Raw genomic sequence first — 24,984 nt, 5'->3', positions numbered from 1 at the left:
TGGAAGAAGGAGATTCTCTCGTGCCAGTGAAATACACCGACGAACTCAAGGCTCGCGCCGTCGAACTCGTCATCCATACTCAAGGTGACCCAGAGACCGCGAACGGGGCAATCACCAACGTCGCGAACGAACTTGGGTTGAGCAAGGAAACCCTGGTAGTCGGGGGTGCAAAAACTTAATGACTCAGGTCGTTCCACGCCGGCGGTGTCTGTCGACCTAGAGGCTGAGAATCGCCGGCTACGTGCCGAGTTAGCTGAAGCCAGGCGGGCGAACGAGATCTTAAAGAAGGCCTCCCTAGACTCAAACCGTCAAGGCAACACCTTGTCCTTCCTCGCTGCCTTCATCGACGAAAACAGACACGAGTTCGGCATCACACCAATCGTGCGCGCCCAGAAAGGGACTGCTGCACTGATTGCTGTGAGCTCGTATTACGCGTACAAATTGCGCGTTCCCTCAGCCCGGGCCCCTCGGGACCGGGAACTCATAGTCGTCATCTAAGACGTCTATAAGGCGAACTACTCGTGTTACGGGATACGTAAAATGTGGAAGGCGATCAACCGTGAGTACGGGGACCGGTTCGGGAACATCGCGCGGTGCACCATCGAGTGGTCGATGCGCCAGCTGGGCATCGACGGGAACCGTCGGAGGCGGAAGCGTCCAAAGACGGCCTCAGCCAGAGCCGAGGATGGCCCGGACGATCTCGTTGAATGCGAGTTCGCAACCGAGGGTCAGAACGGCTTATGGGTTGCTTACATTACGTACGTACCTACGCGGTCTGGGTCGGTGTACACGACGTTCATCCCGGATGTCTTCCATCGTCAGATCGTGGGCTGGCAGATGACGAAGCATATGCGCGAGTCCTTAGCCAGAGATGCGTTGACGATGGCTCTGGCCGCGAAGTTCCGTGCTGGTGAAGACGTATCGGGGCTTGTCCACCATTCAGATCGGGGCGTTCAAGCCATATTCAACCGGTCGATTCACTATGGCGAGACCCTTGCCGAATCGGAGATCGCGGCGTCGGTTGGGTCTTGTGGGGACTCGTATGACAACGCCATGGCTGAGACACTGAATTCGGTTTATAAGGCTGAATTGATCGATCGTCGTGAGTGGTCAGGGTTGATTAAGGTCAAGGCCGAGACGTCGAAGTGGGTGTCGTGGTACAACCAGGACCGGTTGCATTCAGTCATTGATTATCAGCCGCCCTTCGAAGTTCATTCTGAATGGATCGACCAGAGTGACATCGAGTCGGTGGCTACTTAGATAACCAGGAAAAATAGCCTCTATGAAACCCGGGGCTTGACAGCCTGCGTACGTCTCAACCCGCGTACACCTCGTCGCCACCGACATAGGTCGCTCGCACATCGATGTCCGCGATTCCGTGCGGGTCGATACTCAGTGGGTTGTCTCCGAGGACGGTGAAGTCGGCGAGATATCCCGGCACCAGCCTGCCCTTGTAGGACTCTTCCCCTGAGGCTTCGGCGGATCCGAGCGTGAAGATCGACAGCGCCTCGGCCGCAGTGACCTTCTGCGAAGCCCCGACGGTGGTCCCATCGTCGACGCCGGTGCGGGTGATCAGTGACTGCAGTCCGAACAGCGGCTGGTAGGGCCCGCACGGATAGTCCGAGGAACCTGCCACCGTCACACCCTTGTCGAGGAACGAGCGGTGAGCGAACATCCTCTCCATCCTCTCCTCTCCGTACCAGGAGTTCAGCGCCGAACCGTGATAGCCGGGATATCCGGCGAAGGGGACCGCAATGGCGCCGAGGCGGTTCATCCGCTCGAGGATGTCGTCGCCGATGAGGCTGCAGTGTTCGATCCGATGCCGCAGGCCCGGGCGTGGAATGCGCTGGGCGACGTCTTCGAACGCGTCGAGGACGAGACGGATCGCAGCGTCCCCGTTGGCGTGGACGCCGATCCTGTTGCCGTCGGCATGGACGCGTTCGACGTTTGCCCGCAGCTCCTCGGTCGAGGTGGTCTGCACACCCTGATAGTTCGGGTCGGTGAAGGGTTCGGAGAGGAGGCAGGTTCGTCCCCCGATCGCTCCGTCGAGGAAGGCTTTGACGCCGATGAGCTTGAGCCGATCATCACCGAATCCACTGCCCACTCCGAGCTCGACGGCCTTGTCATAGTGGTCGATGGACAGGAGCATTCCGATGCGCAGGTTCAGCGCATCGGCATCGCGCACGGCGGAGAGGATCCCGATGTCCTGGGGGCTGATGAGTGCGTCGCAAATCGAGGTCAGGCCCGCGGCGCTCCACTTCGCGATCGTCCGCGCGGCACCGAGCTGCAGATCTTCAACCGTGTCACCGGGGATGAAACGGTCACCGCGGGCAGTGGCCGGCATCAGCACGTTCATCAGCGCCCGCTCGATGAGCTTCCCGTTGAGTCGACCGTCGGAGTAGCGGTCGAAGCGGCCACCGTCAGGGTCGGGAGAGGACTCCTCGATCCCGAGGAATCGCAGTCCGGCAGAGTTGAGAACGCCCCAGTGCCCGGCGACGTGGTTGACGATCACCGGGGTCTCGGGCGCGATCCGGTCGAGTTCGTCGCGGAGGACGATCCCGGTCTTTTCGTCGTCATAGCGACTGCCTTTGACCCATTCCCCCGGCGAGGTGGTGCTGACCTCAGCGGCGATCGTGTCCAGAAGCGTGGGAACATTTCCCACCGCTTCATGGGACAGGTCGAGGTGGAGGGCATCACCGGCGGTCATGGCGAGGTGGATGTGGGCGTCGTTGAGGCCCGGAATGATGGTCGAGTCACCGAAGTCGAGCACCTCGGCGGCGGGGAACCGCTCCCGCAGTTCGGCCAGCGTCCCGCTCGCGCTGATGGTCTCGCCGGTGATCGCGAGCGCTTCGGGTTCGGGGGCGCCTGCTTGAGTCCCTGCCTGCGACACGATCGAATCCGCGCGCACGATCGTCGGTGTTCTCTCCTCCATGTGGTGCTCCGTCTCTGCAGCTGGTGTGAGTTGCTCACCATCGTGCCACGTCACAACCTTCAGCGGTCGGACGTCTTTCGCCGCTGAGACCAGCAGACAATTCTCCTCAGCCGTCGAGCAGTGCCCCCGCATACATCGGGCGGGCGGCATCGGCGCTCGGCGGATGGAACAGGCCGGCGGTCGCATCCCGGTAGAGGCGGGAGAGTTCGTGACTGTTGTCGAAGCCGCTGCCACCGCTGCACATGAGTGCTGTCTCGGCCGCGTTCCGGGCCGCATCGGAAGCCTTGATCCGGGCTCCGACCAGGCGCAATGGCCAGCCTGCCCCGTGGTCGACGAGGGCGTCGAAGTCCCTGGTGTAGGCATCGAGCATGGCGGGCACGGCGAGGTAGTCCAGGTGCGCGTCTGCGAGGCGAGCGCGAGTCTCGGGCACCTCGGCGAAGGTGGTTCCGGCCTTCGCAGACTTGCGCTTCTTCAGACCAGCCGCGCCGAGTTCGAGCGCTCGGGCGGCGACACCGGCGTAGACGGAGGCGATGAGCAGCTGGAAGTTGCTGGTGATCGCGAAGGTCAGCGGGTCGGGGTGCTTGCCTGCCGGGATGGTGCGTGAGACGCGTCCGGGGCGCAACGGCACTTGGTCGAGAACCGTCGCCCGCGACTGCGAGGCCCGCATGCCCATGACGTCCCAGTGGTCGGAGACCGTGATGCCCTCGGCGCTGCGTTCGATGAAGCCGTAGACCAATTCTCCTTCGGCGGGTTCGTCCGCATCGGGTCCCGCGATGCCCTCGTCGTCGTGGGTGATTGCTCCGTGGACGATGAGCCGCGTCCACACCGGTGAGAGCGAGGTGAAGATCTTCACGCCGGTGAGCAGGTAGCCGCCGTCGGCGGTCGGTTCGGCCACCGTGTTCGACCCCTGCATCACCCAGTCGTTGGAGGGTTCGGAGATGCCGAAGGCGAAGATCTCCCCGCCCATCACCTCTTCGAACACCCAGTTCAGGGAGGCGTCGCCGCGGTCGTTGAGAGCTTTGACGACGCCGGTGCACATGAGGTGCATGTTGATCGCCAGGGCCGTGGCCGGGGCCGCCGAGGCCAGCCGCTGTTGGAGGCGCGAGACCTCGTGCAGGCTCAGCCCGGGACCGCCGTAGGCGTCCGGGACGAACAGGGTGAGGTAGCCCAGCGACTTCAGCTCCTCGAGATCCTCGTCGAAGAAGCGGTTCTCCTGGTCGTAGACACCAGCGCGTTCGCGGAAGCGCTCGAGCACCTCGGCGGGGAGGTATTTCTCGGCCAGCTCGCCGAGGTGGGTCTCACGGTCGGTCATCATGTCTCCTTGCTCGCGGGGTCGGGGTGCCCGGTGGGCTGCGGTCGGTCGGTCACAGTGTCACGCTGGTGCGCCGGGCCGTCGCAGTATGATCGCGCCATTGTGCCCACCAAAGCCAAAGGAGGTCGACAGCACGGTGTCCACCGATCCCTCGCGTGCGGCCTCTCGGTCACCACCACCTCCAGCACTTCCAGGGCCAACGGCACGGGCCTGATCAGCGACAATGTCCCATCCGTCGAATTCGCAGTTGTCGAGGTTGAGCGTCGGTGGCAGCGTCTGCTCGGCCATGGTGCGGATGGCGACGATCGCTTCGACCACGCCCGAGGCACCGAGGAGGTGGCCCGTCGACGACTTCGTGGCGCTGATCGGAATCGAACGCGCGGCCGTGCCGAGGGCGGCGTCGAAGGCGTTGAGCTCTGCCGCATCACCGGCGGGAGTGCCGGTGGCGTGGGCGTTGATGTGGTCGATGTCGGCGGCCCCCAGCCCGGCATCGGCCAGGGCCGCACTCACCGCCGAGGCGGCACCTCGGCCATCTGGGTGCGGGTTCGTCGGGTGGTGGGCATCGCTGGCGGCACCGAATCCTGCCAGTTCGGCGAGCACGGTAGCTCTGCGGGCGGCGGCACCGGCCTCGGATTCGAGGAGGATGGCGCCTGCACCTTGGCTCATGACGAACCCTGTCCGCGCACTGTCGAAGGGCCTGCTGGCAACGCTCGGATCATCCTCGAAGCCGGCGGCGAGCGCCCGCATGTTCGCATTCGAGGCCAGATTGACCGGGTTGAGACAGTCCTCCATGCCGACGACGAGCACTGCGTCGGCATAGCCGTGGCGGATGCGCCGCATTCCTTCCCCGAGGCCGACCGCCCCGCTGGCACAGGTGGCCGAGACTCCCTGTCCGGGTCCGCGGAAATCGTAGCGCTGGCTCAGCAGTGCCGCGGCAGAGTCAGGCGCTCCGTGGATCGCCAAGGTCAGGGGAACCGAGCGGGGGCCTCCGTCGAGCAGTGAGCGCGTGGCGTCCTGCATGGCGTCGACGGGTCCCGAACCGGTGGCGGCGATGACGGCGACGCGATTGCGGTCCCAGGGGAGGCCGTCAGCGTCATCGCTCTGCGGGCCTGTGCCCGTTTTCGCCCCCGCGTCCGGGCGTGCGACCCCAGCCTGCGCCAGCGCTTGGTCGGCGGCGGCGATGGCCCAGTGCTGGACCGGGCTGAGTCGGCGGGCGAGCGCTCGGGGCAGAATCGCCTCGGCGTCGAAGTCCTTCACCTGGCCGCCGATGCGCACGGCCAGATCCGCAAACTGTTCGCCCTCGAGCACGCTGATCGCGCTGCCGCCGTTGATCACGGATTCCCAGAGGGAGTCGATGTCATTGCCGCTGGGGGTGATCGCGCCCAGACCGGTGATGACGACCCGGCGTTCTTCTCTCACAGTCGCTGTCCTTGTCCGTCCATGATGAGGTCAACGGTTTCCGCACGCCGAATCTTCCCTCCGACCGTCCTGGGCAGCTGCTCCAGTCGATAGATACGACGAGGAACGAACTGGGGTGCCAGGCGGGCGCGTGCGTGATTGAGCAGCGCGGGCTTGTCGGCGCTGCCTTGCGTGGTATCGGCTCTGTCTTCGATCACGAGGACGATGATGCCGCCCAACGCGGGGTCGTCGAGGGCGATTGCGCATACCTCGCCGAGGGTGTCGTACGTTTCGAATGCCCGCTCGACTTCCGGCAGTGAGACTTTGTGACCACCGGTGATCGCGATATCGCCGGCCCGGCCCGCCAGCTGCAGCATGCCGTTCTCGATCCGGGCCTGGTCATCGACGGTAGCCCAACCGTCTGCGCCGCGCAGCACGGCCTCGGTGGTGCCGGTGACGTAGCCATAGGAGCAGGCCGCGGCGCGGATCCACAGTGTGCCGAGTTCTCCTTCGGGAACCTCGGCGCCGGACTCGTCCCGGATCTGGGCGCCGATGGTCGGATAGATGGTGATCCAGGTGCCGTCTCCCTCGCGGCTGTCACCGATGAATCCGATCTCCGCGGCACCGTAGTAGCTGATCAGCCGGGTGTCCGGGAGGATCTCGCCGAGGCGGGCGCGGATGCTCGCGGGCAGGTTGGCTCCGCCGGTGACGACGAGATCGAGCCCGGTGAAGCGTTCGGGGTCGCGGCGGGCCGCCTCGGCGAGGGCGCGGACGACTGCGGGGACGGCGACGACGCGGGTGATGGCCTCCGCTGCGATGCGTCTGCCCATCGCGATCGGGTCGAACTCGTCGGCGACGTGCACGCTGCCGCCGGTCGCGAGGCTCTCGATGACGGCATAGAGAGTGAGGCTGTAGGACACCGGGCCGGGTGCCAGCGTCGCGACGCCGGGCAGCGGCTCGAGGTGGGCCGCGGAGACGGCGACGTTGTCCCGATACTGCTGGCGGGTCTTGATGAACGCCTTCGGGTTGCTCGTCGTGCCTGAGGAGAAGAGCATGAGGAAGGGCTCGGACGCATCGCGCACGGTGGGCGCGGGGGCCGACCGCGCAGATGGTTCACCAGCGAGAGCGGCTTCGCGAGCGCGGAAGTCGGCGAGGCTGATGACTGTGCCGGTCCAGGCGGAGGCGGCGAGCGCCTCGGCGAGGGCGGACGAGTCACTGATGACGACGCCGATCCCGGTGGTCGTGATGACACCGATCTGATGAGCCAGGGGCCAGCGCGGATCGATGGTCGCAGACACGGCGCGGTAGCCCGCGAGCCCGGCGATGATGCGCGAGGCGTCGAAGGCCGAGGTGGCACTGATCGCGGTGACGGGAATGCCCTCGGTCTCCGGCGCGGGAGTCGGCGGGTCGGTCTGCGCCCGATGCAGCTCGTCGACGACGGCGAACATTCGGCGGGAATCCCCAACGAGCTCGGAGTATGTCAGCCGCTCATCTGCACCGACAAGGGCAAGCTGCTCGGGGTGAGTCTCAGCGACATCGAGGATCGTCGAGGTGATCGGCACGTATGACCTCCAGATTTCCGTGGTCCGGCTGGGTCCGGGTCCTCGGGCAGCCGATGGGTCCTGGGAGCCGCCGGGATCGTGGCCCAGGTACACGAGTCAGTATAGGAGCCCTGCGAACGTGGTGCAGGTCTGGCCACGCTCGCCCGAATTCTCATTTCTTCACCGCTAATGACGGCCTGTCCGGAACTCACTCATCTTTAATCATTCAATTCTAAATTCCGGTATATCGGACACTCCTTGTAATCTTCTCTATATTTGAATCGATCAAATTCAATGAATCCTTCTCCGTCCTTCAGGGCTCCCACCTGCCATAATGTTTCAGTTATCGAGTAATTGGGCGTTTAATCTAACCGGTGACCTCATTTCCGGGAATCGATTTTTGACACGCTGCCAATTGCGGCTATAGATCTGCCTTCGTTCCAACGAAATACTGTTTCCATATCGTGGAATTTCTGGCGAAGTCGCCTCGGAGTCCACCACCATGTCACACGATCATCGACGACCGAGACACATCAGAGAAGGGACTCAACGTGGAGCCTCAAGCCCAGCCGACCGGCGCCGACCCGGATGAGCTCAAGTTCAATTCCCAGGAGACCCAGACTCCCGGTGTGAAACCCAAGCGATCGGGCATCGGCAAGATGCGGTGGGCGATCGCCATCCTGCTGTTCTTCGGCGTGCTCATCAACTACATCGATCGCAGCTCGATTGCGGTGGCCGAGGGGCACATCAGGGAGGACTTCGGACTCACGGCAGGTGAGATGGGCATCGTCCTCTCCAGCTTCGGCTGGTCGTATGTGCTCATGCAGATTCCGGCCGGACTGCTGCTCGACAAGATCGGCATCAAGTGGATCTTCAGGGCCGCCACGATCATGTGGAGTGTCTCCTGCTTCCTCACCGCCATCATCAGCGGCACCGGTCTGCTCATTCTGGCTCGCATCGTCCTCGGCATGGCCGAATCGCCGATCTTCCCCGGCGCGATGAAGGCCACCGGCTACTGGTTCCCACGCTCCGAGCGTGGAACCGCGACGGCGATCTTCGACTCCGGGTAGCGCCTGTCGAATGTCATCGGGTTCCCACTCGTGGCCATGGCTGTCGTGTCGTTCGGCTGGCGCGGCGCCTTCGTTGCCATGGGCCTCCTCAGCCTCGCCTACGTCATCGTCTTCTTCTGGAAGTATCGGGATCCCAAGGAGATGCATCGTCGCGGCAAGCTCAAGGACTCCGAGCTCGCTTACATTCGTGAGGGCGGAGCCCAGGACGAGGACGCGCCCCGCCCCAACCCATTGGCCAACCTCGGCTACGTTCTCAAGCAGCGCAAGGTCTGGGGCATGTCGCTGGGACTCGGCTGCGCCGGTTACACGCAGTGGATGCTGCTGACCTGGCTGCCGAGCTACCTGCAGTCGGAGATGGGTATGAGCGTGATGTCCTCGGGCCTCTTCACCGCACTGCCGCGTCTCGTCGCAGTGGCCGTCGAGTTCATCTTCCCCGGCTGGATGCTCGACCACCTGATACGACTCGGAAAGTCGGGCACGGCCGTGCGCAAGGCCTTCATCGTCGCCGGAATGGTCCTGGCCATGACGGTGATGGGGGCGGCATTCACACAGGATCCTGCCTGGGCCCTGTTCTGGATCACACTGGGAACCAGCGGGATCACGATCTCCTTCTGCGTGACCAACTCACTGCCCGCGCTCATCGCTCCCGAAGGTGGGGTCGGTGCGACCGGCTCGGTCATGAACTCGGTAAACAACATCATCGGCGTCTCGGCTCCGATCGTCACCGGCTTCGTCGTCCAGGCCACCGGCGGCTTCGGTGCCGCGTTCATCGTCTGCGGCGTCATCCTGGCCATCGGCATCTTCTTCTACACAGTCGTTCTCGGCCCGATCGTCCAGATCCCGACCGCAGAGGAGCGCGCCGCCGCGAAGGCAGCCGGAATCTGAGCAGCTCCTCGACCAGCTCCCCGCGCGCCACACCCGCTCGCCCGTGCCCTGAGACCTGAAGGCACGGGCGAGGCCGCGCCGGTGACCATCGACATCATTTTCATATACTTTCATGTATTCGAATACTTTGATGTATTCTTAATGCATGGCATCATCCGACCCCAAGCGCCCCCGCCTCACACGCAGAGAGAGCCAGGAGAGAACTCGCAGAGACCTCATCGCTGCGGCAATCGACCTCTTCGCCGCAAATGGCGTGGCGGGCTCCCCGCTCAATGCGGTCGCCGAGTACGCGGGCTTCAGCCGGGGCGCGGTGCATGGGAACTTTGCCGACAAGGACGAACTTGCCAGCGCCGTCGTCGCCTCGGTCGCGATCGACCTCGGCGCGCAGCTGGCTGAAGTCCTCTCCCACCCCACCTCAACCAGAACACGGCTGGCGGACTACATCACCACCTCGATGGACTACTTCCGCACCAAACCGGCCTCGGCCGCAGCCATCGTCGCCGCGGTCGGGTACCTCAGCCGCAATGGCGCCGAATCCTACGACGATCGGGCCAAGGACTCCGTCGGCGACCTGGTCGCACTGTTCGAGGAGGGACAACGGCTCGGGGAGATGCGCAGTTTCGATCCGCTCACGATGGCACTGGCACTCCGCTCGGTCCTCGACACGACGGCCGCGAACCTGAGCGGGAGCAGAGCCCCCGCCCGCACAGAAGCCATGACCTCTGAGTTCGTGGCACTCTTCGACCACGCCACACGCAGCACTACAATCACAGATCCACGAGGAACACATTCATGATCCGCACCTACCGCACCACAGTCCGGGGCCGCTTCGCCGACCTCGACGACGCCCAGCGCACAGCCCTGCGAGCGACGCAGGATGATCACGACATTGTTTTCCGCGCGCTTCACCCCGGAGGGCACATTCCTCTACACATCCGAACTGGTCACCTATCAGCACAGGTTCGAGATCGTCATCGAGGAGGAGTCTCCCGAGGACGCCGAGGTGCTCGCCCACTTGCGTGCCGACGAGCTTGCGAAGGCCGACCTCGACAAGCGGGGCCTGCGCGGGAGACTCGTCGACATCTCATCGGTCTGCGTTGAGGACATCAAGCTGCGTCGAGGAGTGAGCCGATGAGCCTCGCGACTGCGCTGCTGGTGTCCCGCGCGAAGAGCGGACTGGACGTGCGCATATCCGGAGCACTCGAACGCGTGGGTCTGTCCTTCGACGATCTGCGGCTGCTGCAGACCATCGGCCAGTCCACTCCGGGACCGTCACTCTCCGTTCTGGCAGGGGTCCTGGACGAGACCGGTTCGCGGGCGCTTCGCGCCGTTCGCCCCCTGGAGAAGCTCGGTTGGGTGGATCGCGACAGCGGAGGCAATTTCATGCTCACCAACAGTGGGCGGACCCTCGTCGACCAGTCCGAGGGAATCGCCGAGGCGGCCGCGCAGCGCTGGTTCGCCGACACCGGCACTGATCCCGCGCAGGTCACGACAGCGCTGGCCGCCCTGCACTCTCACCGCGCCGGCACCATCTGACTTCCCTGCGACCGCCGCGCCGTATCCAGACAGATGAAGGCGCCAATGAGCATCAGGACTCCGGCTCCTACCATCAGGATTTCGGTATCCACCCCAGCCAGGACGGCGAAGACTGTCACCCCCACTGCCCCGCCGAGGTTTCGGGCAGTGCTTCCCGCGCCCGAGGCGAATCCCGGCCTCTGCGGCAGGGCATGCATTGCCGCTGCCACAATCGCGGGCGTGAGGATCCCGACTCCGATCGCCCACACGACGAGAGCGATCGACAGTCCCCACAGGCCGGAGCCCGACACTGTCAGTCCCATCAGTCCGAGCCCCACTGCGGCCACAACGAGCCCCAGTGCGCTTGTTCTCCAGACGCCGAGGCGATTGCTGACCGTCCCCGACAGCGTCGCGACGAACGGAAGCGGCAGCAGAGCGGGCAGGGTGGCCAGCCCGGCTTGGAACGGGCTCAGCCCTCGATCGTCCTGGAAGAACTGGGTCAGAAGGAACAGAGATCCGAGGACGCAGAAGTTCATCGTTCCCGCGACGATGCAGGCAGTCAGGAGTCTCACCTGCGATGAACTCGAAGAGGCGGCGGGGCCCGAGGACGAAGCTGATTCAGAAGTCTCGACGCGACCAGAACCCCGGACGAGTCCACCACTACCCAGTCTCGCTGCCCTTGCCGGTGATGAATAGACAACGATGGGAATGAGTGCCATGAGGATGATCGGCAGGTTCAGCCAGAACACGGCACGCCAGTTTCCCAGATCGACGAGCACCCCTCCCAACAGAGGCCCGAGTGGAAGCGCGATCCCGCCGAGAGCAGCCCAGAGCCCGACGAGCTTGCCTCGCTCGCGTTCATCCGCGGCCGATTCCGAGAGCATCGCGAGAGTTCCGGTCATCGTTGCCGCCGCCCCCACACCCTGAAGGGTCCGAGAGGCAACGAGCATCTCGATCGTCGGCGACAGCGAACAGGCCAGCGAGCCGACGAAGAAACAGAGGAAACCGAACACCACGATCCGGCGATGACCCCATCGATCCCCAATCGCCCCGATAGCCAGCAGCAGCGCGGCCAGGACAAAGGTGTAGGCATTGACGACCCCTGCCATCCCGGCCTGGCCTGCCTGCAGATCAGCATCGATCTGCGGCAGCGCAACATTGACGACTGTCACGTCGAGGAGGACGAGGAAATACCCGGCGCACAGGCCGAGGACGAGCAATTTGGGCATGCACCGACGTTATCGGCGCCCACTCACGAGTGTCGATGGTCGAACAAGACTCACATCCGCTGCCCGCGAAACGAAATCTCCGCATAGAAAAGAGGAACTTTTGGTGCGGAAATCACCTCGGATTCCGCACCAAAAGTTCCTCAATGTCACGCCCCTCGCCGCGGACCCTCCGGCTTTCGGCTGGGGTCAGCCGACTGACTCACGATCAAACGACTGAGTTGCCTGAATCAGTCAGCAACATAGTACATGCGCTTGTTGACGAACTCGTCCATGCCGTAGGGGCCGAGCTCGCGGCCGAAGCCCGAACGCTTGGTGCCGCCGAATGGAATCTCCGCACCTTCGCCACCTGGGGTGTTGACGTTCGACATGCCCACGTCGAGACGCTGTGCGAGCTTCGCGGCACGCTCCTCGTCCTTGGCGAACACTGCGCCGCCGAGTCCGAAGCGAGTATCGTTGGCCAGCTTGAGTGCATCGTCGTCGCTGCTCACCTTGTACACGGTGGCTACTGGGCCGAAGAGCTCCTCGCGGTAGGCATCCATGTCCGAGGTGACCCCGGTCAGCACGGCCGGCGAGACATAGGCGGAACCGTCGGTGGCGAGTTCGCCGCCGACGAGAGTTGCGCCCTGCTCGACCGCACGGTCGAGCTGCTTGCGCAGATTCTCTGCGGCTCCACGTGAGGACATTGGCGAATACTTGCCGTCGCCCGCCTCGGCGGGAGTGCCCTTCGTCCAATCCTGTGCACGCGAGGTCAGTCCGGAGACGAACTCGTCGTAGATGTCGTCCATGACGATCATGCGCTTGTTCGCGTTGCAGACCTGACCGGTGTTGTACAGGCGGGTGCCCCATGCGGTGTCGACGGCCTCGTCCATGTTGTCGGTGTCGAGGACGATGTAGGGATCGGAGCCGCCGAGCTCGAGCACGGCCTTCTTGAGGTTCTTGCCGGCGGTGGCCGCCACGGCCGAACCAGCGCGCTCGGATCCGGTCAGCGATACACCTTCGAGCCGATCATCTGCGATGATGGTCTCGATCTGCTCATGTGTGGCGTAGATGTTGTTGTACACGCCGTCAGGAATGCCGGCTTCCTTCATGATCTCGGCGATCACGGCCGAGGAGCGGGGGCAGATCTCGGCGTGCTTGAGGATGATCGTGTTGCCGAGGACGAGGTTCGGCGCAGCGAAGCGTGCGACCTGGTAGTAGGGGAAGTTCCACGGCATGATGCCCAGAATTGCGCCGACAGGGCGACGCTGGATGAAGGCCTTGCCGCCCGACATCGACTTGATGGGCTCGTCGGCAGCGAACTCGGGCCCGTTGTCCGCGTAGTAGTTGAAGATCTCCTCGCAGAACTCGGCCTCTTCGATGCCTTCGGCGACGGGCTTGCCCATCTCTTCGGCGATGATCTTCGCGAGCTCTTCCTTGCGCTCACCGAACTTGGCAGCGACCTTGTTCACGACCGCGCCACGTTCCGCGGTCGTCTTCTCGCGCCAGTTCAGGAAGCCCTTGTGAGCCGCGTCGAGGACCTCTTCGATCTGCGCGTCGGTGGCGGTGTCGAACTTCTCGACGACCTCGCCGGTGGCCGGGTTCTCGACGCGGTAGCCGCCTGCAGCACTGCCTACATTGCTCATTCCAGACTCCTTTGACTAGTGGCACCCTGATGGTGCCGGATAAGGCGTTTTGCATCGCTGTTCGCCGTCGAAATCGACGGATCGCGTATGCTTGCCTCTCACGCTATCAACACGTGACGTGCGCAACAAGTGGCGGAACCTGGGCGAATCATCAGTTCCTGACGCAGTCGGGACTCATTGTCACTTCACTGCGGATTCCGCAGGAGTGACGACTGTTTTCGTATGAACCGTTCACGCAACCGGACGGCCGGGCCTGCAGCTGGGCGACCGGACGCTCGTCAGGTTCACCGGTCGTCCAGCCGGACAGGCCGTGCGTGCATCGGACCGCCGAGCGTTCAGCCGGAGAGTCAGTCGAAGCGTCGGGAGGAACCGACAACGTCGCCCGCCTTCCACTGAGCCCAACCCGGCTGACCGTCCATGAAGGCCTCGATCGTGGACTTATCGGCGGTGAGGTTCGGGTCGTTCCTGAGGTAGTGCTTGGTCTCACGTGAGATGAGGCCCGACAGGATGAGGATGCCCAGCAGGTTCGGCAGAGCCATGAGTCCGTTCATCACGTCCGAGAAGTTCCAGATCGGCTCGAGCTCGGTCGTGCATCCGATGAACACGACCAGAGAGAAGAAGATTCGGAACGGCAGGACGCCTCGGCGACCGACCAGCCGCTCGACGTTGCGATCTCCGTAGTACGACCAGCCGAGCAGGGTGGAGAAGGCGAAGAGGACGATGCCGACGGTCACGATCCAGTGGCCCCACTGACCGGGCAGCCCGTTGGAGAAGGCCTCTCCGGTCATGAGTGCGGCGCTGATCTGTTCCCCGGTCTCGGGGTCGACCTGATTCCAGGTGCCGGTGGAGATGATCGTCAGTCCGGTGAAGCTGACGACGATGATCGTGTCGATGAACGTCTGTGTCATCGACACCAGCCCCTGGCGGACAGGATGCGAGGTCTTCGCCGCTGCGGCGGCGATCGGGGCCGAGCCGAGGCCCGACTCATTCGAGAACAGTCCACGCGCCACGCCCATCTGCACGACGATGATAATCGCCGATCCCGCAAATCCGCCGACCGCCGAGCTGCCAGTGAAGGCCTCGGTGAAGATCGCGGCGAAAGCACCGGGCAGCTTGTCGATGTTGGCGAGGAGGATGAACAGGGCGCCCAGCACGTAGAAGACGATCATCACGGGCACGAGTCCGGCAGTGACTCGGCCGATCGACTTGATCCCGCCGACGAGCACGATCAAGGTGAGGACGGTGAGGACGGCACCGGTGATCCAGGCGGGAATCGACCAGCTTGATTCGACATTGGCCGCAATCGAGTTGCCCTGGGTCATGTTGCCGATTCCGAAGCAGGCGAGAACGGCGAAGACCGCGAACATCAGTCCCAGAATCTTGCCCAACGGCCCTTTGATCCCGCGCTCGAGGTAGTATTGGGGGCCGCCCGACTTCTCTCCGGCATCGTCGGTGCCGCGAAAGCGGACCGCCAGGAATCCCTCCGCATACTTGGTGACCATGCCCAGCAGGCCCGTCATCCACATCCAGAACAGTGCACCGGGACCACCGACGCCGATCGCCGTGGCCACGCCGACGATATTGCCGGTGCCCACGGTCGCGGCCAAGGCCGTCGTCAGCGCCTGGAACTGGGAGATGTCACCTTCGGAATCGGCATCCTTGCGCTTGAGTATTCCCAGGCTCAGAGCCGGAAGCAGCTTGGTGAATTGCAGTCCGCCCAGACGAATCGTCAGATACAGGCCGGTTCCCAGCAGGAGCGGGATGAGGAGGAACGGCCCCCAGACGAATCCGCTGACCGTATCGAAGAATTCTGCAACGGCATCCATGGCGTTGGCTGTCCTTTCCCAGTGAGTTCTCTGTGCTGGTGCTCACACTATCTGTGCAGTGATGCGAATTGCCACTCTCACCTGCGTAAGTCGGCCCCCACGCGGCTCGCCCGTCCCTTCGGCCTGATCGCGCCGGAGGGGATCAAGCAGAGCAGGCCGGGCGATCCCGGCAGGCAGTTCCAGAATTCGGATCAGAAGATCGAGCTGTAGGCATTGAGCGCCAGCTGCCCGCCGAGGTGGGCGTAGAGGACCGTCGAATCCTGCGCCACCGTGCCCTGACCGACGAGATCGAGAAGCCCGGCCATCGACTTGCCTTCGTAGACGGGGTCGAGGATGACGCCTTCGAGCTGTGCGGTGGTGCGGATCGCGTTCACGGTCGATTCGTCGGGGATGCCGTAGGCGGGGCCCTCCCAGCCGGGGCGGATGTCGACCTCGGCATCGGTGACCTCCCGGCCGAGACCGATGAGGTCTGCGGCGTTGTTCGCGATGCGCTTGACCTGGTCACGGGTCTTATCCAAGGTCGCCGAGGCATCGATGCCGATGACCTGGCGCTTCGGTCCCCCAGCCGCCTCGAGTGCCGCGAATCCCGTGATCATGCCCGCATGTGTCGAACCGGTGACCGTGCACACCACGATGGTGTCGAAGAAGACGCCGAGCTCCTTCTCCTGCTCGGCAACCTCGTAGGCCCAGTTGACGAAACCGAGCGCGCCGAACTTGTGCTCGGAGGCTCCGGCGGGGATCGGATAGGGCCTGCCTCCGGCGGCTTCGACCTCTGCGATCGCGTTCTCCCAGCTGGAGCGGATGCCGATGTCGAATCCGGCCGAGTCGAGGTGCACATCGGCACCCATGATGCGGGAGAGTTCGATGTTGCCGACCTTGTCGTTGCCCGGATCGTCCCAGTCGACCCAGCGTTCTTGCACGAGGCGCGACTTCAGACCGAGGTGAGCCGCGACGGCTGCGACCTGTCGGGTGTGGTTCGACTGGTATCCGCCGATCGAGACCAGCGTGTCCGCACCTGTGGCGAGGATGTCGGGAACGATGTACTCGAGCTTGCGGGTCTTGTTGCCGCCGAATGCCAGCCCGGAGTTCACATCCTCACGCTTGGCCCACACCCGGGCCCCGCCGAGGTGGTCACTCAGTCGCTTCAGTTCGTGGACCGGGCTGGGGCCGAAGGTCAGTGGGTAGCGCTCGAAATCGGTGATCGGCATGGCGTCGTGTCCTCTTCGTCGGGTGATGCGACTCTTTGCGCTCACGTAGTGGTACGGCCTGTTGCGTGTGGCCGAATGATGCTCGCGATATGCAATATATTGCATTCTGATGAGGACTACAATGGGTCGGACGGGCAGTCCCACATGCCAGGACTGTCTACTGCGCCAGAACTGCATCCACACCGGGTCCGAGAGAGGTCGAGAGTGCCGATTCCCACAGATACGCCGATCCCCCAGCGGAGGCTGCTGCGCGATGACGTCTATCGTTCGATCCGCGACGCCATCGTTCGCGGCCAGCTGGCACCCGGGGAACAGCTGCGCGATCAGGAGCTGGGCGCATGGCTGCAGGTCTCTCGCACTCCCGTCCGCGAGGCTCTTCAGCGCCTGGCACAGGCGGGGCTGATCGTCGCCGAGCCGGGTCGGATGACCCGTGTGGCACCGGAGAATCCGGAGGCCGTCGTCCACGCCCGGCAGATTGCAGCCCAACTGCACGCCCTCGCGATGAGCCTCGCCTTCCCGAAGCTGGAGGCGAAGGACATTGCCGAGATGGAGACCGCCAACGAAGAACTGAGATCGGCACTGGGAGAGGCGGCGCCGGGTGCCTCCGATATCGATGCGGCCATCGCCGCCGACGACGCATTCCATGAGGTGGCCCTGTCTCGCAGCGGCAATCCGCTCATCCGTGACCACCTCGAGGTCGTCACTGCAACCTTGCGTCGGACCGAATACCTGCACTTCGACTCCGCGAAGGGTTCAGCCTCCCCCGCACAGCATGCCGAGATCATCGCCGCCGTCCGCGCCGGGAAGGCAGACCGCGCGATGTCTCTGACCTGCGCGAACTGGTCCACGCTCGCCGGCAACAGCACCGACTGAGCTCCGCGAAACGCTCGTTTCCTGCGCACCGTTGGCCCGCCGCGCCACCTCGAGAAGTCATTAAGTGACTTGATGACTAGTGTAGAGTGGCGCCACGATCACCGACGATCAAAGGAAGACCATTGCGTTCAACGACGAAAAGCACATTGTCCACCGGCCTGGCACTGACGATCCTGCTCAGTCTGGCCCTCACGCTCCTCCCGCACGCCGACAGCTCCCGCACAGCCGCCCGTGCCGCGTCACCATCGACGGCAGACTCCGCCCCGGCGAACCCGTCACCCGGATGCGGGGTGGAACAGAAGCCGGGGAACGATCAGGCCACGATCACCTCGGCGGGCGACGAACGAACCTACCGGATCAACATCCCGCGCGACTACGACCTCACCGAGCCCACGCCTCTCGTCCTGGGCTTCCACGGCAGAGGCTCCGACGGTGCCGAGTTCCAGAACTACACGGGACTGCCCACCCTGCCCGCCATCACCGTCTTCCCCGACGGCGTCCCCACGGACGGGAAGCGCTCCTGGCAGGGCGCACCGTATGCCAGCGAGGCCGACGATGTGCGGTTCGTCGCCGATCTCCTCGACTCAATCGAGGACGACTTCTGCATCGACCTCAACCGCGTCTATGCGACCGGCAAGTCGAACGGCGGCGGCATGGTCTCGGTCCTCGCCTGCCATCTGCGGGAGAGATTCTCCGCGTTCGCCACCGTCGCCGGCGCCTACTATCCGCAGTCCTTCGCCGGCTGCGACTACTCCGAGCCGACCCCGATGCTCGCCATCCACGGCACCGGTGACGCCACGATGGACTACGAAGGAGGCGAGCGCCAGGGAGAAACCTATCCCTCCGTGCGCAACTGGCTCAAGCCCTGGGCCGAAGCAGCAGGCTGTGAGGGCTCGACAGACAGGAAGGTGGGACGGAAGGGCGAAAGGATCGTGCGCACGCAGTGGCAGAACTGTCGAGATAGAGCCGATGTCGAGCTCTATTCGGTCGCCGACGGCGGGCACGTTTGGCCAGGTGAGACCATGTACAGCGGCGGCGGATACGTGACGAAGGACTTCTCCGCGACCGAGACGCTGTGGGGCTTCTTCAAGGACCACCCGCGCAGCGATAGCGCCACCCATGAGTAAGTCTTGACACGCAATTCACTAAGTGATTAGGTGACTTAAACACTTGAAGGAGAGTGCCATGACACAACCCATCGGACTCGTCGAACGGCTCACCCGCGAGATCGTCACCACCATTCGCTCACAGGACCTGCAGCCGGGACAGCCCCTGCCCTCGGCCAGGGCCCTGGCCGAACGCTTCGAGGTCACCGTCCCCACAGTCCGCGAGGCCCTGCGCCGCCTCGAGGCCACGGGATCGGTCGAGCTCAAGCACGGCTCGGGAACCTACGTTCGAGAAGCGATCAACCGCAGGATCCTCGACAACCCGCACTACGTGCCCATCGACCTCGCGGCCGCCATCGAACTGCTCGATGCCCGCATCGCCATCGAACCCGGCATCGCCGAACTAGCGGCCAGCGTCCAGGGAGAGGAGTCCGTGCAGACCATGGAGACGGCGGTCGACAATGCCCTGCACCTGCACACCGAGGTTCCCGCCGGACACTTCCACGTGGAGCTGGCCAAGGCGTCGGGGAACCGTGCGCTGCACGAGATGCTCGTGTCTCTTCTCGCCATCCACTCGCGCACCCAGCAAGCGGCCCGCTTCACCTACGACCGGCTCCGCGACCACGACGAGCACGCCGACATCCTCGACGCCGTCAGGCGCGGCGACGGCCTCGAAGCGTCGCACCGAACGCGCAAGCACCTCGAGAGCATCAAGACCGCCGTCCTCGCCGACTGGTCGGAACGTGCAGACACCGAGGAGACCACCGCCGCCGAGGCTGTGACACCGGCCCCTGCCGAGCCGACGACCATCGACGGGCACGAGCAGTGACCCGACAGGCCGTGACCGAGATCCGCCCGCAGGTCCGTCAGTACGGGCAGCTGACCTCTCTCGAGATCGAACTCGCGAAGCAGAGCGATTCCCTTCTCATCCTCCCTGTCGGTGCCTGCGAGCAGCACGGGGACGGACTGCCTGTGAGCACCGACAGCATCCGGGCCGAGCATGTGGCCACGGCAGTGGCGGAGGAGTTGGCAGGCAGGGCCTTTGTGCTCCCGAGCATCGACTACGGGGTGTCCCCTCACCACGGAAACCTGCCCGGCACCATCACACTCGACCCGCGGACCTTCGTCGACATCGTCACCACGGTCGCCGGCCAACTCAGCGACTCCGGTTTCACCCGCATCCTGGTGATCACCGGCCACGGGGGCAACATGGCCGCCCTCGGCGTCGCCCAACAGGTGCTGCTGGGAACGCATCCGAATCTCACCTTCGCCTATTCGCCGGTCAGCGCCCTGGCCACCGAGTCCACCGCAACACTGCCGCGCACCGAGGTCAGCGGGCATTCCGGGGAATCCGAAACCTCACAGATGCTGGCCATCGACGACCACCTCGTCGATTCCCCTCGGCTCACTGCCGGAGCCACTGCCCTCGCTGATCTCTCACCACGGGCACGGCTGAGCCGGACGAAGTCACCGACGAGTGCCGTCACCTTCGACCAGTACTCCGAGAACGGGGTCCTCGGGGATCCCCGCACCGCCACGGCCGCGGCCGGGGACGACATCCTCGGCGAAATCATTGCGAAACTCGTCGCCTACTCCCGGGAGATGCTGCGACTATGACAGCCGACCTCAGCTAGTCCGCACACCTCTCACCCGGGCTTCCTCACCACCACTTTCACATCTCTTCGCCACAGCGGCACCATTTCACTTCAGTCCCACCTCTCTGACCGATGGAGTTCACGGGTACAGCCGAGTCGTGCCCAAATGCTCCTCCTCTCACCTGGACGAACAGGAGCCAGACATGGAAACGACCACCACCGACAAGCCCACTCAGGAACGCCTCCCGGCAGTCATCCGATTCCTCAACGTGATCGAAACCGTCGGCAACAGACTGCCACATCCGTTCTGGCTGTTCTGGATCCTCGCGGGAATCCTCGCCGTCCTCAGCCTCATCCTCTCCGCCATGGGAGTCGGGGTGAACGACCCCGGCACCGGGGAATGGACCCCGGTGAACAACCTGCTCAGCGGCGAGGGAATCGCGATGGCCGTGAGCATCTCGCTCGATGCCTACCAGTCGTTCCCGCCGCTGATCACGATCATGGTCGTCATCATGGGAGTGGCACTGGCCGAGCGCACCGGGCTGCTGTCGACGGCGATGAAGGTCTCGATCGCCAGGGTTCCCGCGTCCCTCATCGTCTTCACCGTCGCCTTCATGGGAACGGTCTCCCACGTCGCCTCGGCGGCGGCCTATGTCATCCTCGTCCCTTTGGGCGGCATGGTATTCAAGGCGGTCGGGCGCTCCCCCGTCCTCGGTGTCATCGTCGCCTACACCTCGATCGCCTCGGGATACGACGCCAGCCCCATCCCGACGCCCAATGACGCGATCTTCGCAGGAATCACCTCGGCGGCGGCGAACATCATCGATCCCGACTACATCGTCACCCCGATCGGCAACTGGTACTTCAACATCGCCAGCTCCATCCTCTTGGCCATCGTCATCACCATCGTCACCGAACTTGTGCTCACCAAGCGTCAGAACCTCGAGGCCGACGAGGACGCCGAGCACGAAGACCTCGTCATCACCGACAAAGAGCGCTCCGCTCTGCGGTACGCGATGTTCGCTGTGATTGCGATGCTCATCTTCGTCGTCATCCTGGTGGTTCCGGACAATGCGCCGCTGCGTGGGGACGGGCCGATCGGCGAGTCACCGTTCCTCACCGGCATCGCGTTCATCATCGCCATGCTCTTCGGCGTCGGCGGAATGGTCTACGGGTTCCGTGAAGGCACGATCGAGAAGTTTGCCGATGTCCCCAAGCTCATGAGTCAGGGCATCGTGTCCATGGCCCCGGTCCTCGTCCTGTTCTTCGCGATCGCCCAGTTCCTCGAGTACTTCGCGTGGACGAACATCGGAATGCTCGTGTCCGTGTCGAGCTCGGAACTGTTCACCGGCCTGGGGCTGCCGACATGGGTGATCTTCATCCTCGTGCTGCTCGTTCTCTCGATCGTCAACGTCCTCATCACCTCAGGCTCGGCGATGTGGGCGATCATGGCCCCGGTCATCGTGCCGATGCTCATGCTTCTCGACGTCCCACCCGAGACCTCGCAGGCGATCTTCCGTATCGCCGATTCGGGTTCGACTTCGATCACCCCGATGAGCCCCTACTTCATCCTCGCGCTCGGGTTCATGCAGCGCTATCAGAAGTCGGCAGGCATCGGCACCCTCGCCTCCCACACCCTGCCGTTGGCGGTGTGCATGACGGTCATGTGGAGCCTGCTGTTCTTCCTCTGGTGGGGCCTGGGCATCCCGCTCGGCCCGGATGCTCCGGTGCGGTGATCGGTTCATGCGCTGACAAGCCCCGTCCGCTACCGGATATCTTCGGCAGCGGGCGGGAACTCAGCATCGGCTCAAAGATCGACTAGCCACCTGGTCGGATGCTCAACTCAAGTCTTTGCTCGACGCTTTATGGACTGAATACCTGCTGCAATCGCTCCTGAGACCAGCACCAGTGCCCCCAGCCCCGCGATCGTGAAACCAGCCAGCACCATGATGCCGGCACCGATATCGGCATCGGCGGTTTCTCCCGTGAACGTGTTGAGGAACCAACCACCGCCGGCGAGCAGCCCTCCCAGAACGACGAGGGCTGTTCCCCCGATGAACAAGAGCTTTGTCATCGCGCTCCCCCTCTCTGCCGGCGCGTCTGCACTGGACTTCATCATGTCCGATATTTTATCAAGACATCTTTTCGGATCAGAAGGTCAGCCCGACAGAGTCCACGTGCCACGACACACGAAGCCCCCTGTCTTCCATCACCGTGAGGTGGCCGAAGTCAGGGGGCCTGTCGATGGGCAGCGTGTTCGAAGGCTGCGCGAGGCGAGTCAGGGTTCGACGATCGCCTGGTCAGTGTTCGAGTATTCGATCGAATCGGCGATGGTGCCGACCAGTCCCATCGTCACTCGGAGCAGTCCCGGCTCAACGTCGTCCAGTGGCGGCGGTGTGTCGGTGCCGATCGTCAGTGAGTCACCGTTCTTGGTCGTGGCCGTGATCGAGCCGAGGTACACATCGACGTTACCCTTGAGCGTCATGGTGTCGGCCTTGGTCACCAGCCCGCCCTCTCCGGCATCTTCCCGCGGACTGACCGTGAGCGAGAACCCTTCGATCTTGATCTCGTCCGCCGAGATCTTCAGTGTGCGAGTAGTCCCCCCATCGGCCGTGGGAACATCGACGATCGCGATTCCGCTGAGTCCCTTGAACGACAGCGATTCCGATCCCATTGACGCCGGAGTATCCGTGAAGACCGGTGCGTCGTCGTCTTTCGTCGCTTCGACAGGAGCGGTCGGCTCCGCAGACGGTGTTCCTGATTCGGTGGGTTCCGGCGTCGCTGGAGCCGACGGAGACTTGGTGGGTATGCCAGTTTCGGTGGGTTCCGGCGTTGCCGGGTCTATCGGAGACTTTGTCGGCGACTTGGTCGGAGTATCCGGCGAGCTCGGCGCCGATGGCTCCGGACTTTTGTCCTTGCCGGGCGAATCCGAGTCGTCACACCCGATCAGCGGGCTGCACAGCGGATTCGATTCGGCCGCTGCCGAAGCCGTCGCACCCAATGTCGAGGCGGCGGCCAAGGCGATGACGGCCACGAGCGACGCCGTGGCGCGACGGGGTGTCCTCATGAGTCGCCCTCTTCGCCCGCGGATTCCTTGTCTCCCCTCCGTTCGGCACCCGACGCGATCGTGTCCGGTTCCTTTGCGTGAGACTTCTCAGCCTTCTTGGCTTCTTTGGCCCTGACCTTCTCTTCCTTCTTCGCCTTTTTGGCCCTGACCTTCTCTGCACGGGATTTCGCGTCGCGTGGCCCCATCCAGGCGACTACGAGCACTGCCCCGATACTGGACAGAAGCATGCCGATGATGAACCCGCCGAGGTTCACTCCGATCAGCGAGTAGACCGCAAGAACGAGTGCAATCAGACCGTAGAACATGTGGTGCGTGGGCCGGAAGATCGCGAAGACCCCCAGAAGCACCAGCGCGATCGGAATGACTGTGGCCTGCAGCCCCTCAATGCCGAACTGAATCTTCATGTTTCCCAAGTCGAGCTGACCGGAGAAGAAGAGTTCGATTCCGCCGAGCACGACCAGCACACCGCCGATGAAGGGCCGCTGCAGAGACCAGTGCCGGAATCCGGAAGACTGCTGAGCGCTGTCCCGACCCGAACCGTCATTCTCATGTTCGGAGCGGTTCATGATCTCCTGCTCGGAGTGGTCCGTGCCGGGCGCTTCCCGCTCAGCGCCGCGACGGCTGCGCCGGGACAACGCCAAGAGACTGGTCCGCTGCTCGTCAGCCTGCTCGTCGACGGGCTGCTGCTCGACGGTCGGCTGCTCGCTCGTTGCTGCTTCCTTCATCAGAAGCACTTCTCGGATCCGTCGGTCATCTCCAATGACATGTCCTTGAGGGTGAATACCGAAGCCTGGGTGCTCCAGGCTCTCTGCTCCAGTTTATCGATCGAAACCGTGTCGGAGTCCTGGGCGAAGTCGCCCTCGGTGCCCTTGGCCTCGGTGTTGACCTCGGATGCATCGACGCCGATCCGGATGTTCTTGAACTCGGCGTCTCCCATGAGTTCCGTCATGCCGATCTGCAGGCCTGTGGCGGATGCTGGCTCCTCGCCGCCGCCGGCCTTGATGAGCAGGCCGACCTTGCCGAGTGGAGTCTCCGTGACCACCGACTGACAGAGATCCGCGAGCGTGGCTTTCTCGATATTGGCGATCACGACCTGGTGATCTTTGCCCTCGGTGCCCTTCGCGATTCCGCTGTACTGGGAGAATCCTTCTCCTTCGAGCTGCGAGGAGCTGATCTGGAACTGACTTCCCGACACCGAGAATGAGACCGGTACGGCACCCTGGGCGACCCCGCCCATCAGAGCTGCGGAGACGATGCCCGCAGGGATTCCGACGAGCGCGATGCGTCCGGCATGCGAGGAACCGATCTTGCGGATATTGCGGAACTTCGGGAACTTCATTGGTCCTCCTGGCGACATCGACTGCGATGTCCGAGTCGCGGTTGTGACGTATGTTACTGACAGGTGTTACTAGCGAGTATATCGATCATGGACGTCGAGTCAACACTTCGATGAGACCCATTTCCATGCTATCGCCGACCAAGGGGTCTTGCCCCGCTGAGGAACCCCCAGGGATCGTTCCACTCCGATCCGCCGGCGGGATCAGGTTGAATCCCTGGTCAACCAGGATGTTTTCACCAGCAGCAGGGCCTGCGGAAATCAACAAGCGACCACGCCGACGGTACGCTCTGAGAGGCCGTGCGAATTCGCCGGTCATTCTATGCAGCGATCAGACCCACTTGTGTACCCGCGTGTCGCACCCGCGCGTGCTGCGATCGCCCGGGGCGATGAGGCAGCGCGAGTCGCATAGACATCTCAATCCTCCACATGATGTCACGCCGGAATCATTCACCCGCGCTTCTTCGCC

20 protein-coding genes and 3 pseudogenes are annotated in these 24,984 nt (G+C 63.8%); 11 read left to right on the top strand and 12 right to left on the bottom strand.

The genetic code is table 11. The features are described from left to right. Positions 1-513: 513 nt before the first annotated feature. A pseudogene (locus tag L0G76_RS04965) lies at positions 514-1,260 on the top strand (IS3 family transposase); the annotation flags it as partial. 55 nt (positions 1,261-1,315) lie between these two features. Here the strand turns inward: L0G76_RS04965 and L0G76_RS04960 are convergent. From L0G76_RS04960 to L0G76_RS04945, 4 genes are all read right to left on the bottom strand, one after another. Continuing rightward, positions 1,316-2,932, bottom strand: coding sequence for an amidohydrolase (locus L0G76_RS04960; protein WP_304356214.1), 1,617 nt, complete (start codon positions 2,930-2,932; stop codon positions 1,316-1,318). A 106-nt stretch (positions 2,933-3,038) separates the two neighbouring features. Continuing rightward, positions 3,039-4,244 (bottom strand): acyl-CoA dehydrogenase family protein, encoded by a 1,206-nt coding sequence (locus tag L0G76_RS04955; RefSeq protein WP_304356213.1) that lies wholly within the window; start codon positions 4,242-4,244, stop codon positions 3,039-3,041. 60 nt (positions 4,245-4,304) lie between these two features. After that, on the bottom strand, positions 4,305-5,663 hold the full coding sequence (locus L0G76_RS04950; RefSeq protein WP_304356212.1) for a beta-ketoacyl-[acyl-carrier-protein] synthase family protein: 1,359 nt from the start codon (positions 5,661-5,663) through the stop codon (positions 4,305-4,307). Continuing rightward, positions 5,660-7,204, bottom strand: coding sequence for a class I adenylate-forming enzyme family protein (locus L0G76_RS04945; RefSeq protein WP_304356211.1), 1,545 nt, complete (start codon positions 7,202-7,204; stop codon positions 5,660-5,662). Before L0G76_RS04945 ends, L0G76_RS04950 begins: the two co-directional genes overlap by 4 nt. A 638-nt stretch (positions 7,205-7,842) precedes the next feature. Between L0G76_RS04945 and L0G76_RS04940 the strand changes: the two are divergent. The 5 genes and pseudogenes from L0G76_RS04940 (at position 7,843) to L0G76_RS04925 (ending at position 10,674) form a co-directional block, all read left to right on the top strand. Then, positions 7,843-9,138: pseudogene (locus tag L0G76_RS04940) on the top strand (MFS transporter). A 145-nt stretch (positions 9,139-9,283) separates the two neighbouring features. Continuing rightward, positions 9,284-9,934 (top strand): TetR/AcrR family transcriptional regulator, encoded by a 651-nt coding sequence (locus tag L0G76_RS04935; protein WP_304356210.1) that lies wholly within the window; start codon positions 9,284-9,286, stop codon positions 9,932-9,934. Continuing rightward, positions 9,931-10,011, top strand: a pseudogene (locus L0G76_RS16265) (DUF6204 family protein); the annotation flags it as partial. The gene L0G76_RS04935 and the pseudogene L0G76_RS16265, both read left to right, overlap by 4 nt. Before the next feature lie 4 nt (positions 10,012-10,015). After that, positions 10,016-10,273: a DUF6204 family protein gene (locus L0G76_RS04930; RefSeq protein WP_304356209.1), complete on the top strand. Its 258-nt coding sequence runs from the start codon at positions 10,016-10,018 to the stop codon at positions 10,271-10,273. After that, on the top strand, positions 10,270-10,674 hold the full coding sequence (locus L0G76_RS04925) for a MarR family winged helix-turn-helix transcriptional regulator (protein ID WP_304356208.1): 405 nt from the start codon (positions 10,270-10,272) through the stop codon (positions 10,672-10,674). Before L0G76_RS04930 ends, L0G76_RS04925 begins: the two co-directional genes overlap by 4 nt. Here the strand turns inward: L0G76_RS04925 and L0G76_RS04920 are convergent. From L0G76_RS04920 to L0G76_RS04905, 4 genes are all read right to left on the bottom strand, one after another. After that, on the bottom strand, positions 10,653-11,882 hold the full coding sequence (locus L0G76_RS04920; RefSeq protein ID WP_304356207.1) for an MFS transporter: 1,230 nt from the start codon (positions 11,880-11,882) through the stop codon (positions 10,653-10,655). The genes L0G76_RS04925 and L0G76_RS04920 overlap by 22 nt on opposite strands. 227 nt (positions 11,883-12,109) lie before the next feature. Beyond that, the gene (locus L0G76_RS04915) at positions 12,110-13,504 is read right to left on the bottom strand and encodes an NAD-dependent succinate-semialdehyde dehydrogenase (RefSeq protein ID WP_304356206.1); all 1,395 of its coding nucleotides are present in this window, start codon (positions 13,502-13,504) and stop codon (positions 12,110-12,112) included. Between the two features lie 347 nt (positions 13,505-13,851). Next, positions 13,852-15,330 (bottom strand): alanine/glycine:cation symporter family protein, encoded by a 1,479-nt coding sequence (locus L0G76_RS04910; protein WP_304356205.1) that lies wholly within the window; start codon positions 15,328-15,330, stop codon positions 13,852-13,854. Between the two features lie 191 nt (positions 15,331-15,521). Next, positions 15,522-16,538, bottom strand: a complete 1,017-nt coding sequence (locus tag L0G76_RS04905; protein ID WP_304356204.1) for a 1-aminocyclopropane-1-carboxylate deaminase — start codon at positions 16,536-16,538, stop codon at positions 15,522-15,524. A gap of 204 nt (positions 16,539-16,742) precedes the next feature. Here L0G76_RS04905 and L0G76_RS04900 point away from each other — a divergent pair, with 204 nt between their 5' ends. The 5 genes from L0G76_RS04900 to L0G76_RS04880 all read left to right on the top strand — a co-directional run bounded on the left by L0G76_RS04900 (position 16,743) and on the right by L0G76_RS04880 (position 21,848). Then, entirely contained in the window at positions 16,743-17,411 is a 669-nt protein-coding gene (locus L0G76_RS04900) for a GntR family transcriptional regulator (protein WP_304356203.1), read from the top strand. Between the two features lie 122 nt (positions 17,412-17,533). After that, positions 17,534-18,538 (top strand): CE1 family esterase, encoded by a 1,005-nt coding sequence (locus tag L0G76_RS04895; RefSeq protein WP_304356202.1) that lies wholly within the window; start codon positions 17,534-17,536, stop codon positions 18,536-18,538. A gap of 58 nt (positions 18,539-18,596) precedes the next feature. Then, entirely contained in the window at positions 18,597-19,346 is a 750-nt protein-coding gene (locus tag L0G76_RS04890) for a FadR/GntR family transcriptional regulator (RefSeq protein ID WP_304356201.1), read from the top strand. Next, entirely contained in the window at positions 19,343-20,134 is a 792-nt protein-coding gene (locus L0G76_RS04885) for a creatininase family protein (RefSeq protein ID WP_304356200.1), read from the top strand. The genes L0G76_RS04890 and L0G76_RS04885 overlap by 4 nt, the downstream gene beginning before the upstream one ends. Before the next feature lie 181 nt (positions 20,135-20,315). Continuing rightward, positions 20,316-21,848, top strand: coding sequence for an AbgT family transporter (locus L0G76_RS04880; protein ID WP_304356199.1), 1,533 nt, complete (start codon positions 20,316-20,318; stop codon positions 21,846-21,848). A 107-nt stretch (positions 21,849-21,955) separates the two neighbouring features. Here the strand turns inward: L0G76_RS04880 and L0G76_RS04875 are convergent, their stop codons facing one another. The 4 genes from L0G76_RS04875 to L0G76_RS04860 form a co-directional block, all read right to left on the bottom strand. Next, positions 21,956-22,186 (bottom strand): hypothetical protein, encoded by a 231-nt coding sequence (locus L0G76_RS04875; RefSeq protein ID WP_304356198.1) that lies wholly within the window; start codon positions 22,184-22,186, stop codon positions 21,956-21,958. 204 nt (positions 22,187-22,390) lie between these two features. Then, on the bottom strand, positions 22,391-23,179 hold the full coding sequence (locus L0G76_RS04870; RefSeq protein ID WP_304356197.1) for a hypothetical protein: 789 nt from the start codon (positions 23,177-23,179) through the stop codon (positions 22,391-22,393). After that, positions 23,176-23,904: a DUF6114 domain-containing protein gene (locus tag L0G76_RS04865; RefSeq protein ID WP_304356196.1), complete on the bottom strand. Its 729-nt coding sequence runs from the start codon at positions 23,902-23,904 to the stop codon at positions 23,176-23,178. The genes L0G76_RS04870 and L0G76_RS04865 overlap by 4 nt, the downstream gene beginning before the upstream one ends. Continuing rightward, complete coding sequence (locus L0G76_RS04860; RefSeq protein WP_304356195.1) at positions 23,904-24,518, bottom strand: DUF6230 family protein; 615 nt, start codon at positions 24,516-24,518, stop codon at positions 23,904-23,906. Before L0G76_RS04860 ends, L0G76_RS04865 begins: the two co-directional genes overlap by 1 nt. Positions 24,519-24,984 lie beyond the last annotated feature (466 nt).

The sequence above is a fragment of the Brevibacterium picturae genome (genome assembly GCF_030453725.1).
GTDB lineage: Bacteria > Actinomycetota > Actinomycetes > Actinomycetales > Brevibacteriaceae > Brevibacterium > Brevibacterium sandarakinum_A.
This window is presented reverse-complemented; position numbering and strand designations above follow the sequence as displayed.

Excerpts from the sequence above, each read along its gene's own strand:
- L0G76_RS04960 (WP_304356214.1), bottom strand. The coding sequence starts at position 2,932 with ATGGAGGAGAGAACACCGACGATCGTGCGCGCGGATTCGATCGTGTCG.
- L0G76_RS04955 (WP_304356213.1), bottom strand. The coding sequence starts at position 4,244 with ATGACCGACCGTGAGACCCACCTCGGCGAGCTGGCCGAGAAATACCTC.
- L0G76_RS04935 (WP_304356210.1), top strand. The coding sequence starts at position 9,284 with ATGGCATCATCCGACCCCAAGCGCCCCCGCCTCACACGCAGAGAGAGC.
- L0G76_RS04930 (WP_304356209.1), top strand. The coding sequence starts at position 10,016 with ATGATCACGACATTGTTTTCCGCGCGCTTCACCCCGGAGGGCACATTC.
- L0G76_RS04925 (WP_304356208.1), top strand. The coding sequence starts at position 10,270 with ATGAGCCTCGCGACTGCGCTGCTGGTGTCCCGCGCGAAGAGCGGACTG.
- L0G76_RS04920 (WP_304356207.1), bottom strand. The coding sequence starts at position 11,882 with ATGCCCAAATTGCTCGTCCTCGGCCTGTGCGCCGGGTATTTCCTCGTC.
- L0G76_RS04915 (WP_304356206.1), bottom strand. The coding sequence starts at position 13,504 with ATGAGCAATGTAGGCAGTGCTGCAGGCGGCTACCGCGTCGAGAACCCG.
- L0G76_RS04910 (WP_304356205.1), bottom strand. The coding sequence starts at position 15,330 with ATGGATGCCGTTGCAGAATTCTTCGATACGGTCAGCGGATTCGTCTGG.
- L0G76_RS04905 (WP_304356204.1), bottom strand. The coding sequence starts at position 16,538 with ATGCCGATCACCGATTTCGAGCGCTACCCACTGACCTTCGGCCCCAGC.
- L0G76_RS04890 (WP_304356201.1), top strand. The coding sequence starts at position 18,597 with ATGACACAACCCATCGGACTCGTCGAACGGCTCACCCGCGAGATCGTC.
- L0G76_RS04880 (WP_304356199.1), top strand. The coding sequence starts at position 20,316 with ATGGAAACGACCACCACCGACAAGCCCACTCAGGAACGCCTCCCGGCA.
- L0G76_RS04875 (WP_304356198.1), bottom strand. The coding sequence starts at position 22,186 with ATGACAAAGCTCTTGTTCATCGGGGGAACAGCCCTCGTCGTTCTGGGA.
- L0G76_RS04870 (WP_304356197.1), bottom strand. The coding sequence starts at position 23,179 with ATGAGGACACCCCGTCGCGCCACGGCGTCGCTCGTGGCCGTCATCGCC.
- L0G76_RS04865 (WP_304356196.1), bottom strand. The coding sequence starts at position 23,904 with ATGAAGGAAGCAGCAACGAGCGAGCAGCCGACCGTCGAGCAGCAGCCC.
- L0G76_RS04860 (WP_304356195.1), bottom strand. The coding sequence starts at position 24,518 with ATGAAGTTCCCGAAGTTCCGCAATATCCGCAAGATCGGTTCCTCGCAT.